Below are 14,894 nucleotides of genomic sequence, written 5' to 3'. Positions count from 1 at the left end.
CTAGCCCGGTCGATCGGCCCCATCCCGGCGCGCGGCACCGAGGTGTCTGTGGGGCTGGTTAGGCTCGATCCGTGGCATCCGACTCCTTCGTTCATCTGCATGTCCACAGCGAGTACTCCATGCTCGACGGCGCCGCGCGCATCGGCCCGATGGTGCAGGAGGCTTCCCGCCTCGAGATGCCCGCCATCGCGGTCACAGACCACGGCAACACGTTCGCGGCGTACGAGTTCTACAAGACCGCGAAAGATGCCGGGATCAAGCCGATCATCGGCATCGAGGCCTACGTCACGCCAGGCACGCACCGCTCCGACAAGGCCCGCGTACGGTGGGGCACCCCAGAGCAGAACGACGACGACGTGTCGGGCTCGGGCGCGTACACCCACATGACGCTGCTCTCCGAGACCACCGAGGGCATGCACAACCTGTTCCGCCTGTCGTCTCTGGCGAGCATCGAGGGCTACTACTTCAAACCTCGCATGGATCGCGATCTGCTGCAGAAGTACGGCAAGGGCCTGATCGCGACGACCGGCTGCCCGTCGGGCGAGGTCCAGACACGCCTGCGCCTGGGCCAATACGACGCGGCACGCGCGGCGGCGGCCGAGTTCCAGGACCTGTTCGGCAAAGAGAACTACTTCGCCGAGATCATGGACCACGGACTCTCGATCGAGCGGCGTGTGATGACCGATCTGCTGAAGATCGCGAAAGACCTCGACATCCCGCTCGTCGCGACGAACGACCTCCACTACACGCACCAGCACGATGCGTCGAGCCATGCTGCTCTTCTGTGCGTGCAGTCGGGCTCGACGCTCGACGACCCGAAGCGCTTCAAGTTCGACGGCGACGGCTACTACGTCAAGACCCCGGCCGAGATGCGCCAGGTGTTCCGCGACCACCCCGAAGCCTGCGACAACACGCTGCTGATCGCCGAGCGCTGCAACGTCGAGTTCAACACCAGCGCCAACTACATGCCCCGGTTCCCCGTGCCCCCGGGTGAGACCGAAGAGTCATGGTTCGTCAAGGAGGTCGAGAACGGACTCCGCGACCGGTACCCGGGTGGTATCCCGGACGAGGTGCGCTCGCAGGCCGAGTACGAGACCAGCGTCATCGTTCAGATGGGCTTCCCGGGCTACTTCCTGGTCGTCGCCGACTTCATCAACTGGGCCAAGCGCAACGGCATCCGCGTCGGTCCCGGCCGTGGCTCCGGTGCGGGCTCCATGGCCGCGTACGCCATGAAGATCACCGACCTCGATCCGCTGCAGCACGGCCTGATCTTCGAGCGGTTCCTCAACCCCGACCGCGTCTCGATGCCCGACTTCGACGTCGACTTCGACGACCGTCGTCGTGGCGAGGTCATCCAGTACGTCACCGAGAAGTACGGCGACGAGCGCGTAGCGCAGATCGTGACCTACGGCACGATCAAGGCGAAGCAGGCGCTGAAAGACGCCGGGCGCGTGCTGGGCTTCCCGTTCAGCATGGGGGAGAAGCTCACTAAGGCGATGCCGCCCGCCGTCATGGGCAAAGACATGCCGCTCGAGGGCATGTTCGACAAGAGCCACCCGCGCTTCAAAGAGGCCTCCGAGTTCCGCGCGCTGATCGAGACCGATGCCGAGGCCAAGACGGTCTTCGACACCGCCGTCGGGCTCGAGAACCTGAAGCGCCAGTGGGGCGTCCACGCCGCCGGCGTCATCATGTCGTCCGAGCCACTGATCGACATCATCCCGATCATGAAGCGCGAGCAGGACGGCCAGATCGTCACGCAGTTCGACTATCCCGCGTGCGAGTCGCTCGGCCTGATCAAGATGGACTTCCTGGGGCTGCGCAACCTCACGATCATCAACGACGCGCTCGACAACATCGAGGCCAACCGCGGCCACCCGCTCGTGCTCGAAGACCTCACCCTCGATGACACCGAGTCGTACGAGCTGCTCTCGCGCGGCGACACCCTGGGCGTCTTCCAGCTCGACGGCGGGCCGATGCGATCGCTCCTGCGGCTCATGAAGCCCGACAACTTCGAGGACATCTCGGCCGTCATCGCGCTGTACCGCCCAGGCCCCATGGGTGCGAACTCGCACATCAACTACGCCCTGCGAAAGAACGGCCAGCAGGAGATCACGCCGATCCACGAGGAGTTCCGCGAGTCCCTGGCCGACATCCTCGACACCAGCTACGGCCTGATCATCTACCAGGAGCAGGTCATGGCGATCGCGCAGCGCGTTGCCGGCTTCAGCCTCGGTCAGGCCGACATCCTGCGCCGCGCGATGGGCAAGAAGAAGAAGTCCGAGCTCGACAAGCAGTTCGAGGGCTTCCAGGCGGGCATGCACGCGAACGGGTACTCCGACGAGGCGGTCCAGAAACTGTGGGAGATCCTCCTCCCGTTCTCGGACTACGCCTTCAACAAAGCGCACTCGGCCGCGTACGGACTCGTGTCGTACTGGACGGCGTACCTCAAGGCCCACTATCCGGCCGAGTACATGGCCGCGCTGCTCACGAGCGTCGGCGACTCGAAGGACAAGATGGCGGTGTACCTCAACGAGTGCCGCCGCATGGGCATCAAGGTGCTGCCGCCCGATGTCGGGCAGTCGATCCGCTACTTCGCGGCCGTCGGCGAAGACATCCGCTTCGGCCTGGGCGCCGTCCGCAACGTCGGCGCCAACGTGGTCGACGGCATCGTCGCGGCGCGTGCCGACGACGGGTACGCGAGCTTCCACGACTTCCTGACGAAGGTGCCGATCCACGTCGCGAACAAGCGGACGGTCGAGTCGCTCATCAAGGCGGGCGCCTTCGATTCGCTCGGCTCGACCCGCCGGGCGCTCATGGAGATCCACGAGGACGCCACCGAGGCCGCGGTCGAGACCAAGCGCAAGGCGGCGACCGGCGCGATCGGATTCGACTTCGACAGCCTCTACGACGAGGCCGAGGAGGTCGTCCCGGCCAAGGTGCCCGAGCGGCCCGAGTGGACGAAGAAGGACAAGCTCGCGTTCGAGCGCGAGATGCTCGGTCTCTATGTCTCGGACCACCCCCTGGCCGGACTCGAGATCCCGCTCGCCAAGCACGCGTCGACCAGCATCCACGACCTGCTCTCGTCCGAAGACGTCAACGACGGCGACCAGGTGACCATCGCGGGGCTGGTGACGAGCGTGCAGCACCGCGTGGCCAAGGCCAGCGGCAACCCGTACGGCATGATCACCGTCGAAGACTTCAACGGCGAGGTCACCGTGATGTTCATGGGCAAGACCTACACCGAGTTCAGCTCGATGCTGGTGGCCGACTCGATCCTGGTGGTGCGCGGTCGCGTGTCGCGGCGCGACGACGGACTCAACCTGCACGCGCAGTCGGCATTCGCACCCGATCTGGGGGCGATGGATGCCTCGGGGCCGCTCGTGCTCCTGCTGCCCGAGCGCCGTGCGAGCGAGGCGACGATCGGCGAACTCGCCCGGATGCTCGAGCGTCACCAGGGCGAGACCGAGGTGACGATCAAGCTGCACAGCGGGTCGGCGGCCAAGGTGTTCGAGATCCCGCACCAGGTGCGGCTCACCGCCGATCTCTACGGCGAGCTCAAGGGTCTGCTCGGCCCGCAGTGCCTCGGCTGAGCGGCATCCCATCTCATTTCCGTCTCATGAGGCGTGAGTAGCATGAAAACGACGTATGCCGCCGTGCGCGGCCGGAAGGGAACATCGTGACCGACGATCAGCGTGCTGAGGAATTCGACGTCGCCGCAGGGCAGAACCACCAAGAAGAACCGCCTCAGTACGGGGTCGGGCCGTTCTCGATCCGTGAGGTCGCCCTCGTCGGGGTGTGGCTGGTCGCGTTCGTCGTCTCGTTCTTCTCGATCGACGAAGGACGCTTCAACTCGGTGTGGACCGCGAGCATCCTCTGGATCCTCTCCATCGGCGTGCCGACCGTCGCCGTGTTCCTCATCGTCCTCCGTCGGCTCTCGCCGACCGGTATCCGCCGGGTGGGCTCGCTGGGCATCGACCAGTTCGCATCGGTGGCGTTCTCGGTGGCGGCGATCGTCTGGCTGCAGCTCGTGTGGGAGACGGTCGCGTTCGGGATCGACAGCGGGCGCTGGGTGCGCACGTGGGTGATCTGGGTCGAGCTCGCCCTCATGCTCATCGGCGTCGTGCTCACGGTGTTCGCGCCGCTTCTGCCGACGCTCGGCCAGGACTTCCGCGGTCGCGCCGAGGTGCCGGCACACCCCAACGCCCGGCCGATCCGCCCCGTCTCGCCCCGCCCCGCCGCGCCGCGCGCGGAGGAGCCCGCGGGCGCCGATTTCGCCGAGTACGCGCCGCCGGCGACCGAGGCCACCGCGGCGTACGACACCACGACCGCGTACGACACCGGCTCCGCCTACGGGACCCAGCGCGCCGAGGCCGCTCCGGCGGCCGAGGCGGCATCGGGCACCGAGGCCGCACCTCTTCCCGAAACCACGTCGTCCGCCGAGGCCCGCGCCGAGCAGGAGCCTGCCGCCGCCACGACGGCGTTCGAGCCTGCGCACACCCGCGACACCTACGAGGCTGTCGAGACGCCGAGCAGCACCGCCGAGCCGGCGGCCGAATCGTCTCAGCGTCACCAGGCCTTCTGGGCGCTTGTCCCCGAGGAGCGCGACGTCGTCGACGAGATCGGCATCCCGGTGTTCCGCATCGGTCCGACCGCGTGGGCGCTCGTGATCGAGGACCGCGTCGACGTGTTCGTGGTGCGCCACGAGGACGGCCGGATCGGCTACCTGCACGACGTCTCGGGCGTCACGCGCGGCTGATCTCGATACACGTCCGCGCTTCGCGGGGTCGCACTCGATCCGGCGGACGGCGACGAGGGACGCGATACCGTAGAAGGATGCTCCGGACGATCGATCTGCGGGGACGCACGCTGTCTCCGGCCGAACTCCTCGCCACCGTGCCGCGGGCGACCGCTGCGCGCGAAGAGGCGCTCTCAACGGCGGCGCGCATCGTCGCCGACGTCGCCTCGCACGGCGAGACGGCACTGCGCGATCAGGCGGAGAAGTTCGACGGCGTGACGGGCCACGACATCCGGGTTCCGGCGGCGCACCTCGACGATGCGCTCGCGTCTCTCGATCCCGCCGTGCGCGACGCGCTCGAGCAGGCCATCGAGCGCGTGCGCGAGGCGTCCGCCGCACAGGTGCCGGCACCGGTCACCACGCAGCTCGCGCCGGGCGCGCGGGTCATGCAGCGGTGGCAGCCGGTGCGGCGCGTGGGGCTGTACGTTCCGGGCGGCAAGGCTGTCTACCCGTCGAGCGTCGTGATGAACGTCGTTCCGGCGCAGGTCGCGGGTGTGTCCGAGATCGCGGTCGCCTCTCCGCCGCAGCGCGACCAGGGCGGTCGCGTGCACCCCGTGATCCTCGGAGCCGCGAAGCTGCTCGGGGTGGACGAGGTCTACGCGATGGGCGGTGCCGGCGCGATCGGCGCGCTCGCCCACGGGGTCGGCGGGCTGGGCCTCGACCCGGTCGACGTCGTCACCGGTCCTGGCAACAACTTCGTCGCGGCCGCGAAGCGGGCCGTGGCGGGATTGGTGGGGACGGATGCCGAGGCCGGCGCCACCGAGATCGTCATCGTCGCCGACGACAGCGCCGACGCGCGACTCGTCGCGGTCGATCTGATCAGTCAGGCCGAGCACGACGAGCAGGCATCCGCCGTGCTCGTGACGGATTCCGAGAGCCTCGCCGAGGCCGTCGCGGCGGAGGTGGCGACCCGCGCCGCAGCGACCCGACACGCCGAGCGCGTCGCGGCGGCACTCGCCGGTCCGCAGTCGGCGATCGTCCTGGTCGACGACCTCGACGCGGCGACCGCCTTCAGCAACGCCTACGCGCCCGAGCACCTGGAGCTCCACCTGCGTGATCCGAAGCCCGAACGGTTCGTGCACGCGGGCGCGGTCTTCGTCGGTGCCGACTCGCCGGTGAGCCTCGGCGACTACCTCGCGGGCAGCAACCATGTGCTGCCGACCGGTGGGCAGGCCCGCTACTCGGCGGGGCTGTCGGCGTCGACCTTCCTGCGCCCGCAGCAGGTCATCGAATACGACCACACCGCACTCGAGGCCGTGCGCGACGCGATCGTGGTCCTCGCCGAGGCCGAGGCCCTGCCCGCCCATGGTGAAGCCGTCGTGGCCCGCTTCGAGACGCCGGTCGGCTGACGCGGGCGTAGGCTGTCTCTGCCATGCACTGTCCGTTCTGCCGCCACTCCGACTCGCGCGTCATCGACTCCCGTACCAGCGACGACGGTCTCAGCATCCGCCGCCGTCGGCAGTGCCCCGAGTGCGGAGGCCGCTTCACGACCATCGAGACCGCCAGCCTCAACGTGATCAAGCGCTCGGGCGTCATCGAGCCGTTCAGCCGCGAGAAGGTCATGTCGGGGGTGCGCAAGGCGTGCCAGGGGCGACCGGTGACGGAGGCCGACCTCGCTGTGCTCGCGCAGACCGTCGAGGAGACCGTTCGTCAGACCGGCGCCTCGCAGCTCGACACGAATGAGATCGGACTCGCGATCCTCGGCCCGCTGCGCGAGCTCGACGAAGTGGCCTATCTGCGGTTCGCGAGCGTCTACCAGGCGTTCGATTCGCTGGAGGACTTCGAATCGGCGATCGACCAGCTGCGAGCCGATCACCAGGACCGTCCCGTCCGCGCCGTCGCCGATTAGGCCCGGTCGGGTCGCGCCCGCCGACCGGATAGCCTGGACGGGATGTATCCCCTCCTGTTCCGGACCGTTCTGTCGCGCATGGACCCCGAGACCGCGCACCACGCGGCGATGATGGTCATCCGGACGCTCGGCGTTCCGCCCTTCTCGTGGGCGGCCCGCGCCCTGACCCGCCCCGACCCACGGCTCGCGACGTCGGCGCTGGGCCTCTCGTTCGACTCACCGTTCGGCGTGGCCGCAGGCTTCGACAAGGACGTCACGGGCGCGGCCGGGCTGTTCGCGCTCGGCTTCGGCCATGTCGAGGTGGGCACGCTCACGGCCATCCCGCAGGAGGGCAATCCGCGGCCCCGGCTGTTCCGGCTGATCCCCGACCGTGCCGTGATCAACCGCATGGGCTTCAACAACCACGGCGCCGAGGCGGCTGCGCGGCGGCTCGAGAAGCTGCGCCGACGCGCGCGCCGCGGCGTCATCGGCGTCAACATCGGCAAGAGCCGCGTGGTCGACGTCGACGACGCCACCGCGGACTACGTCCGCAGCGCGACGCTCCTCGCGCCGCTCGCCGACTACCTCGTCGTCAACGTGTCGTCGCCCAACACGCCCGGCCTCCGCGGCCTGCAGGCGGTCGAGACGCTCCGCCCGCTGCTGGAAGCCGTGCACGCGGCGGCCGGTGCGACGCCGCTGCTCGTGAAGATCGCCCCTGACCTGCCCGACGACGAGGTCGTCGCCGTCGCGCAGCTGGCTGTCGACCTCGGCCTGGACGGACTCATCGCGACGAACACCACGATCTCCCGCGAGGGCCTCGTGACCGACCCCGCCGTGGTCGCCAAGGCCGGGGCGGGCGGACTATCGGGGGCTCCGCTCAAGGCGCGCGCCCTCGACGTCCTGCGCCTGGTGCGCAGCGCGGTGCCTGCGGAATTCTGCGTCATCTCCGTCGGCGGCGTCGAGACCGCCGACGACGTGAAGGGACGATTGGATGCCGGAGCCACCCTGGTGCAGGGCTATACGGCGTTCCTCTATCGCGGTCCGCTGTGGGCGCGGCAGATCAACCGCGGACTCGTGCGCGGGCGCTGAGCCGCGGCATCCCGCATCATCTTCTCCGCGTGGGTGATGACCCGGCTCAGACCGGACGCTGGCCGCGCTTCACCCGCGGCTTGGGCAGGCGCAGGAACCGCATCTGCACGGTGCGCATCGCCGCGTACCAGCCGAGGCCCTTCTCGATCTTGTCGGCGCCGAACTTGGCCTTCACGGCGCGCTTGGCGTTGATCGACGTGAGGACCATGTCGCCGACGACGAAGAGGATGAAGATCCACAGCGCGACGAACGAGTAGTACTGCACCTCGGGCACAGGGATGAACGTCGCGAGGATCACGACCACCATCGCAGGCATGACGGCCTCGCCGAGGTGCCATCCGGCGTCGACGTAGTCGCGCACGAACTTGCGCTGGGCACCCTGATCGCGCGCCGGGAGATAGCGGGGGTCGCCCGCGGCCATGCCGACGCGGGCCTTGTCGCGCTGCGCCTGAAGCTCAGCGCGGGCGCGGGCCTTGGCCTCTTTGGTGTCGGGGACCAGGGGGCGTTTGCGTGCCGCCTCCTGCTCCGCTCGGCTGGGAGTGGCGCGCCCCTTGCCGGTCACCGGCACGCCGTTGAGGACCGTTCCGTCGGAAGGAGCGTCGTTCGACGCGGGTGCTGCGGAGTTCTTGGCCACGATGATCCTCGGAAGTGCGGGTGCGGGGGTGCACTTAAGATTACCCGCATGACCACTGAGCTCTCCCGACAGGATGCTGTGCGTGACGCCGCGGCTTCCGGGATCCCCTCCGCCCTCGCCGACCTCGGTGCGCTCGTGCGCATCCCGTCGGTCGCGTTCCCCGGCTTCGACGCCGCTCCGGTGCAGCGCAGCGCCGAGGCGGTCGCCGACCTCGTGCGGGGGACCGGGCTGTTCGAGACCGTCGAGATCCGCCGCGCCGCGATCCCGGGCGCCGACGAACAAGGTCAGCCGGCCGTTCTTGCGACGCGTGCCGCCCGCAACGGGCGGCCGACGATCCTGCTGTACGCGCACCACGACGTGCAGCCCGTCGGCGACGAAGCGCTCTGGGAGTCGGCCCCGTTCGAGCCGACCGTCCGAGGAGGGCGTCTGTACGGTCGCGGCGCCGCCGACGACAAGGCCGGCATCATGGCGCACATCGCGGCCCTCCGCGCTGTGAAGGAGGCCGTCGGCGAGGACTTCGACCTCGGTGTGGCGCTGTTCTTCGAGGGCGAGGAAGAAGCGGGCTCGCGCTCCTTCGCGCAGTTCCTGTCCGACAACGCCGACGCGCTGCGCGCCGACGTCATCGTCGTCGCCGACTCGGGCAACTGGGACGACAAGACTCCCGCGCTCACGGTGTCGCTGCGCGGCAACACGCGCTTCACGATGCGCGTGAAGACGCTCGACCACGCGTCGCACTCCGGAATGTTCGGCGGAGCGGTGCCCGACGCGATGATGGCCACAGTGAAGCTGCTCGCCACGCTGTGGGACGCCGACGGCGCAGTCGCGGTCGCGGGCTTGACCGAGAGGGATGCCGCGACCCCGGAGTACAGCGAGGCGACACTGCGCGACGAGGCCGGCCTGCCCGACGGCGTCTCGCCGATCGGTCGCGGCACGATCCTGAGCCGGATCTGGAACAAGCCATCGATCACGGTCACCGGCATCGACGCGCCCAGCGTCGCCAACGCCTCCAACACGCTGAGCCCGGAGATCTCCGTCGTCCTCAGCGCCCGCATCGCGCCCGGGCAGCCGGCGCGCGACGCCTATGCCGCGATCGAGGCGCACCTGCGGGCGAACGCCCCGTTCGGGGCGGAGCTCACGTTCACCGATCAGGACTACGGCGACGCCTTCCTGGTCGACACCTCGGGCTGGGCGGTCGAGGCTGCCCGTCAGGCGCTCCACGAGGGATACGGGGTCGAGTCCGTCGACATCGGCGTGGGCGGGTCGATCCCGTTCATCGCTGACCTCGTGCGGGAGTTCCCCGGCGCGCAGATCCTCGTGACCGGCGTCGAAGACCCGCACGCCCGCGCGCACAGCCCCAACGAATCACTTCACCTCGAGACGTTCCGCAACGCCGTGCTGTCGGAGGCGCTGCTGCTCGAGAAGCTGGATGCGCGCGGCGACCGCGGCTGACACACCCTGCTCGGAGCCGGTTCTCGGACTACGGGCGTAGAATCACAGCATCCCGCCGCCCCGGTGCCGATCACCGGATCAGGCGGCCCGTCCGGAGGAGTGCCATGACCGACACTGCGCTGTCGACCGACCAGTCCGTTCGCGAACACGGCGTCGCACTGACCGAAGCCGCCTCGCTCAAGGTGAAGAGCCTCCTGTCGCAGGAGGGCCGCGACGACCTGCGTCTGCGCGTCGCCGTGCAGCCCGGCGGCTGCAGCGGGCTGATCTACCAGTTGTATTTCGACGAGCGCTATCTCGACGGCGACAAGACGGTCGACTTCGACGGCGTCGAGGTCATCGTCGACGACATGAGTGTCCCGTACCTCGACGGCGCGACCATCGACTTCAAGGACACGATCTCGGAGCAGGGGTTCACGATCGACAACCCCAACGCCGCCGGCAGCTGCGCCTGCGGAGACAGCTTCCACTGATCCAGCCCGATTTCCGCAGGCCCGGAGCGCTCCATGGAGTGCTCCGGGCCTGCGGTTTTCCACCCTCGCGACACAGGTCAAGCTGGGCGGATGGCCTGAATACCCTGGATGCTTGCCCTAGACTGAGGAGAGTCCTGTTCGCGACCCGGAAAGGTGCACCGTGCCCTCGAAACGCCGTATCCGCTGGGCCGTTCTCCCGCTCGGGATCGCAACGGCCGCAGTACTCGCCGGATGCACCCCGACCGAGCTCCACGGCTTCCTGCCGGGCTTCGTCGAGAGCGGCCAGCCGGCCACCGACCGCACCGACATGGTCGCCGGTCTGTGGGTCAACTCCTGGATCGTGCTGCTGGCCGTCGGCGTCATCACGTGGGGCCTCATGGGCTGGGCCGCGATCGCCTACCGCCGGCGCCGCGGTCAGGTCGGCCTCCCCGTGCAGCTGCGCTACAACATGCCGATCGAGATCTTCTACACGGTCGTGCCGCTGATCCTCGTGATCGGCTTCTTCGCGTTCACAGCCCGCGACCAGACGATCCTCGAGACGCAGACGGAAGACCCCGACGTCTCGATCGTCGCGATCGGCAAGCAGTGGTCCTGGGATTTCCAGTACGACGGCGAGACCGACGACGACACGGTGTGGACCATGGGCGTCCAGGCGCAGACCGACGCGCAGGGCAACGTCACCAGCGAGCTGCCCAAGCTCGTCCTCCCGGTCGACAAGACGGTCAAGATCAAGCTTCAGTCCCGCGACGTGATCCACTCGTTCTGGATCATCGACTTCCTGTACAAGAAGGACATGTACATCGGGAGGGACAACTACTGGTCGTTCACGCCCACCCGCGAGGGGGAGTACGCCGGCAAGTGCGCCGAGCTCTGCGGCGAGTACCACTCGATGATGCTCTTCAATGTCGAGGTCGTCAGCGAAGCCGAGTACGAGGATTACCTCGATACCCTTCGCGAGGCCGGCCAGACCGGTGACATCAACGACGAGTACGACCGACTTCAGAATCTGCCCGGAACGGGTGCGAGCTCCGAGGGAGACGACTGATCATGGCGACGACGGTTCCGCTTCAGGGGACGACTCAGGGTCGCCCGACCACTCTGCCGCCTCGCCAGGCCGCACTGCTCAGCGCTTCGCGCGTCGAGCAGAAGGGCAACATCATCGTCAAGTGGATCACCTCCACCGACCACAAGACGATCGGCTACCTCTACCTCATCTCGTCGGTGCTGTTCTTCCTCCTCGGCGGAGTGATGGCGCTGATCATCCGTGCTGAGCTCTTCGAGCCCGGGATGCAGATCATCCCGACGAAGGAGCAGTACAACCAGCTGTTCACGATGCACGGCACGATCATGCTGCTCATGTTCGCGACGCCGCTGTTCGCCGGGTTCGCGAACGCGATCCTGCCGCTGCAGATCGGTGCGCCCGACGTCGCCTTCCCGCGTCTGAATGCGTTCGCGTTCTGGCTGTTCCTCTTCGGCTCGACCATCGCCGTCGCCGGCTTCCTCACCCCGCAGGGCGCGGCGTCGTTCGGCTGGTTCGCCTACCAGCCGCTCGCAAACGCCAGCTTCTCCCCGGGTGCCGGAGGAAACCTCTGGATGCTCGGCCTCGGCATGAGCGGTTTCGGAACGATCCTCGGCGCGGTGAACTTCATCACGACGATCATCACGATGCGCGCGCCGGGCATGACCATGTGGCGCATGCCGATCTTCTCGTGGAACACGCTGATCACGAGCATCCTGATCCTGATGGCGTTCCCGGTGCTCGCCGCCGCCATCCTGGCCGCCGCGGCCGACCGTGTGCTCGGCGCCCATATCTACGACCCGGCCAACGGCGGCGTCCTGCTATGGCAGCACCTGTTCTGGTTCTTCGGACACCCAGAGGTGTACATCATCGCCCTGCCGTTCTTCGGCATCGTCTCGGAGATCTTCCCGGTCTTCAGCCGCAAGCCGATCTTCGGGTACAAGACGCTCGTCTACGCGACGATCGCGATCGCCGCCCTCTCCGTGGCGGTGTGGGCTCACCACATGTACGTCACCGGCGCGGTGCTGCTGCCGTTCTTCGCCCTGATGACCATGCTCATCGCGGTGCCGACCGGTGTGAAGATCTTCAACTGGATCGGAACGCTCTGGCGAGGCTCGGTGACGTTCGAGACCCCGATGGTCTTCGCCCTCGGCTTCCTCGTGTCGTTCGTCTTCGGTGGCCTCACCGGCGTCATCCTCGCGTCGCCGCCGCTGGACTTCCACCTCTCCGACTCGTACTTCGTCGTCGCGCACTTCCACTACGTCGTGTTCGGGACCGTCGTCTTCGCGATGTTCGCCGGCTTCTACTTCTGGTGGCCGAAGTGGACCGGAAAGATGCTCAACGAGCGTCTCGGCATGGTGCACTTCTGGCTGCTGTTCATCGGCTTCCACATGACCTTCCTCATCCAGCACTGGCTGGGCGTGGACGGCATGGTGCGCCGCTACGCGGACTACTCGGCGGCCGATGGGTGGACGTGGCAGAACCAGGTCTCGACGGTCGGCGCGATCATCCTCGGCGCCTCGATGATCCCGTTCCTGTTCAACGTGTGGATCACCGCCCGCAAGGCGCCGCGCGTGACCGTGAACGACCCATGGGGCTACGGCGCCTCGCTCGAGTGGGCCACGTCGTGCCCGCCGCCGCGGCACAACTTCACGTCGATCCCGCGTATCCGCAGCGAGCGGCCGGCGTTCGACCTCAACCACCCCGAGGCCGGGATCCCCGTCGGCGTCGGACCTGCGAAGGACGCGCCCGAAGCCCCGGTTGTCGACGCCGCCGACGGAGAGGTGAAGTAAGTGCGCACCAATACCGGACTCTGGTGGCTCCTCACCGTGTTCTTCGCCCTCGTGGGCATGGTCTACATCGTGTGGAACATCGTCGCGCACCCCGACCTGCCGTGGTACCGCGCGATCGAGTGGGTCGGCGCCGTGGCGCTGATCTTCACCTCGCTGATGGGTGCGCTGATCGCGTTCTACATCAGCCGTGTGCACAATGCGCAGGGTGGCGAGCTTCCCGAAGACGTCCTGACGTCCGACATCGACGACGGCGATCCTGAGCTGGGCGAGTTCAGCCCGTGGTCGTGGTGGCCGATCGTCCTCGCCTTCTCGGCTGCTCTCGCGATGATCGGCCTGGCCGTCGGCGCGTGGATGGTGCCGATCGGCGTCGGCGTCTTCGTCATCGCCATTGTCGGCTGGGTCTACGAGTACTACCGCGGGTACTTCGCGCGCTGATCGTGCCGTTGCGGCCTTCCCGCGTGCGGCTCCGTGCCGCCGCCGTCTCCGACACCGGAGCCTACCGATCCGTCAACCAGGACGCCGCCTTCACGGCACCCTGGGGCGGAGCGGTGGCTGACGGTGTGGGCGGCGGTCCGGCCGGCGATCTCGCCTCGGCCGCGTTCGTGCATCGTCTGGCGGCCGGCAGAGTCGGCACTGTCGATGCCGCTGCGCTGGCTGTCAGCGTGAGAGCGGCCAATTGGGATCTGCGGGCCCACGTCGAGCGCAATCCCGCGCTGTCGGGCATGGCGACGACCTTCACCGGCGTCTTCGTGTCGGAGGACGACACGCTCCTGCTCGCTCACACCGGCGACTCTCGCGCGTATCTGCTGCGTGACGGCGTCATGACGCAGCAGACGCGTGACGATTCGTACGTGCAGGTGCTCGTCGAGCGAGGGCTGGTGGCGGAAGCGGATGCCGCGACCCATCCGCGACGCAACCTCATCACCGCCTCGCTGAGCGGTGGAGAGCGCGATCGTGTCGTCGTGGCGGAGCACGATGCGCGGCAGGGCGATCGCTGGCTGCTGTGCAGCGACGGCTTGACCGACTACGTGCCGGCGAGCGACATCGCGGCGGTGGTTGCGCGGTGCGGCGACGCTGTCGAGGCCGCGGGTGCCGCAGTCGCCCTCGGGCTGACGGCCGGCACACGCGACAATGTCACGGTCGTGATCTGCGACGTGGAGCTCGGCCCGGCGGAGCCGTTCGGGCTGAGCAGCAGGACATCGTTCTACGGGGCGGCCGCGGCCCGATTCACCGAAGGCCTGAACGAGGGCCTGGAGTCGGCCTGAGCGGCGCCCTGAATCGTTCTCAGGGTGCAAGGCGCGAGCGCACGACCATGACCTGCGCATCGAACACCCGGGGGAGCGGGCCCTTGTCGTTCTCGATGGGCTGACCCTCGCGGATCCAGTACTCGTAGCCGCCGATCATCTCGCGCACCTCGAAGCCGAGCTTCGCGAACTGCAGGGCGCCTTTCGCGCCGCCGTTGCAGCCCGGGCTCCAGCAGTAGACGACGACGGGCACGCCTTTGTCGAGCTCGGCCGCGGCGCGCTGTGCGATCTCGTGGTGTGGCATGTGGACTGCCCCGGCGATCCGTCCCTGTGCCCATGCCTCATCGCTGCGCACGTCGACGAGGACGAACGTCTCTCCGGCCTTCTGCGCTGCGTAGACATCCGAGGCGTCCGTCTCGAGAGAGAGCTTGGCCGAGAAGTAGTCGAGAGCTGTGGTCATGCGTCCACGTTACGGGAGGGGGCCTCGCGCTCCGTGCCGTCGGGCTGTCAGGGGTCGCCGGATTTCTGCCGACCGGCCGCGCGACGCGCGGGGTTCGCGCGGGGGAGCGGTAAT

13 protein-coding genes are annotated in these 14,894 nt (G+C 68.3%); 11 read left to right on the top strand and 2 right to left on the bottom strand.

The window, feature by feature from the left end:
• The first annotated feature begins 71 nt into the window (after positions 1-71).
• The 5 genes from dnaE (at position 72) to MK786_RS03475 (ending at position 7,712) form a co-directional block, all read left to right on the top strand.
• Complete coding sequence (gene dnaE, locus MK786_RS03495; protein WP_308220017.1) at positions 72-3,590, top strand: DNA polymerase III subunit alpha; 3,519 nt, start codon at positions 72-74, stop codon at positions 3,588-3,590.
• A gap of 86 nt (positions 3,591-3,676) precedes the next feature.
• Complete coding sequence (locus MK786_RS03490; protein WP_241110832.1) at positions 3,677-4,756, top strand: hypothetical protein; 1,080 nt, start codon at positions 3,677-3,679, stop codon at positions 4,754-4,756.
• A gap of 77 nt (positions 4,757-4,833) precedes the next feature.
• Positions 4,834-6,144, top strand: a complete 1,311-nt coding sequence (gene hisD, locus MK786_RS03485) for a histidinol dehydrogenase (RefSeq protein WP_241110831.1) — start codon at positions 4,834-4,836, stop codon at positions 6,142-6,144.
• Positions 6,145-6,167: 23 nt separating this feature from the next.
• Positions 6,168-6,644, top strand: a complete 477-nt coding sequence (gene nrdR / locus MK786_RS03480) for a transcriptional regulator NrdR (RefSeq protein WP_191766262.1) — start codon at positions 6,168-6,170, stop codon at positions 6,642-6,644.
• Positions 6,645-6,686: 42 nt separating this feature from the next.
• Positions 6,687-7,712 (top strand): quinone-dependent dihydroorotate dehydrogenase, encoded by a 1,026-nt coding sequence (locus MK786_RS03475; RefSeq protein WP_241110830.1) that lies wholly within the window; start codon positions 6,687-6,689, stop codon positions 7,710-7,712.
• Positions 7,713-7,758: 46 nt separating this feature from the next.
• Here the strand turns inward: MK786_RS03475 and MK786_RS03470 are convergent, their stop codons facing one another.
• On the bottom strand, positions 7,759-8,346 hold the full coding sequence (locus MK786_RS03470; RefSeq protein ID WP_241110829.1) for a DUF3043 domain-containing protein: 588 nt from the start codon (positions 8,344-8,346) through the stop codon (positions 7,759-7,761).
• Between the two features lie 48 nt (positions 8,347-8,394).
• Here MK786_RS03470 and MK786_RS03465 point away from each other — a divergent pair, with 48 nt between their 5' ends.
• From MK786_RS03465 to MK786_RS03440, 6 genes are all read left to right on the top strand, one after another.
• Complete coding sequence (locus MK786_RS03465) at positions 8,395-9,795, top strand: dipeptidase (protein WP_241110828.1); 1,401 nt, start codon at positions 8,395-8,397, stop codon at positions 9,793-9,795.
• Positions 9,796-9,899: 104 nt separating this feature from the next.
• Positions 9,900-10,265: an iron-sulfur cluster assembly accessory protein gene (locus MK786_RS03460; RefSeq protein WP_191766266.1), complete on the top strand. Its 366-nt coding sequence runs from the start codon at positions 9,900-9,902 to the stop codon at positions 10,263-10,265.
• 160 nt (positions 10,266-10,425) lie between these two features.
• On the top strand, positions 10,426-11,310 hold the full coding sequence (coxB, locus tag MK786_RS03455; protein WP_241110827.1) for a cytochrome c oxidase subunit II: 885 nt from the start codon (positions 10,426-10,428) through the stop codon (positions 11,308-11,310).
• A 2-nt stretch (positions 11,311-11,312) separates the two neighbouring features.
• Positions 11,313-13,076 carry a cytochrome c oxidase subunit I gene (ctaD, locus tag MK786_RS03450; RefSeq protein WP_191766268.1) on the top strand — a complete coding sequence of 588 codons (1,764 nt, stop codon included), beginning with the start codon at positions 11,313-11,315 and terminating at the stop codon, positions 13,074-13,076.
• Positions 13,077-13,511, top strand: coding sequence for a cytochrome c oxidase subunit 4 (locus MK786_RS03445; RefSeq protein WP_241110826.1), 435 nt, complete (start codon positions 13,077-13,079; stop codon positions 13,509-13,511).
• A 23-nt stretch (positions 13,512-13,534) separates the two neighbouring features.
• On the top strand, positions 13,535-14,341 hold the full coding sequence (locus tag MK786_RS03440; RefSeq protein WP_241110825.1) for a PP2C family serine/threonine-protein phosphatase: 807 nt from the start codon (positions 13,535-13,537) through the stop codon (positions 14,339-14,341).
• Positions 14,342-14,360: 19 nt separating this feature from the next.
• Here the strand turns inward: MK786_RS03440 and MK786_RS03435 are convergent, their stop codons facing one another.
• Positions 14,361-14,780: a rhodanese-like domain-containing protein gene (locus MK786_RS03435; protein ID WP_241110824.1), complete on the bottom strand. Its 420-nt coding sequence runs from the start codon at positions 14,778-14,780 to the stop codon at positions 14,361-14,363.
• Positions 14,781-14,894: the final 114 nt, after the last annotated feature.

Origin of the sequence: Microbacterium sp. CFH 31415, assembly GCF_022538185.1 — a bacterium.
GTDB lineage: Bacteria > Actinomycetota > Actinomycetes > Actinomycetales > Microbacteriaceae > Microbacterium.
The sequence above is the reverse complement of the archived record's forward strand: the minus strand, read 5'-3'. Positions and strand labels throughout refer to the sequence as shown.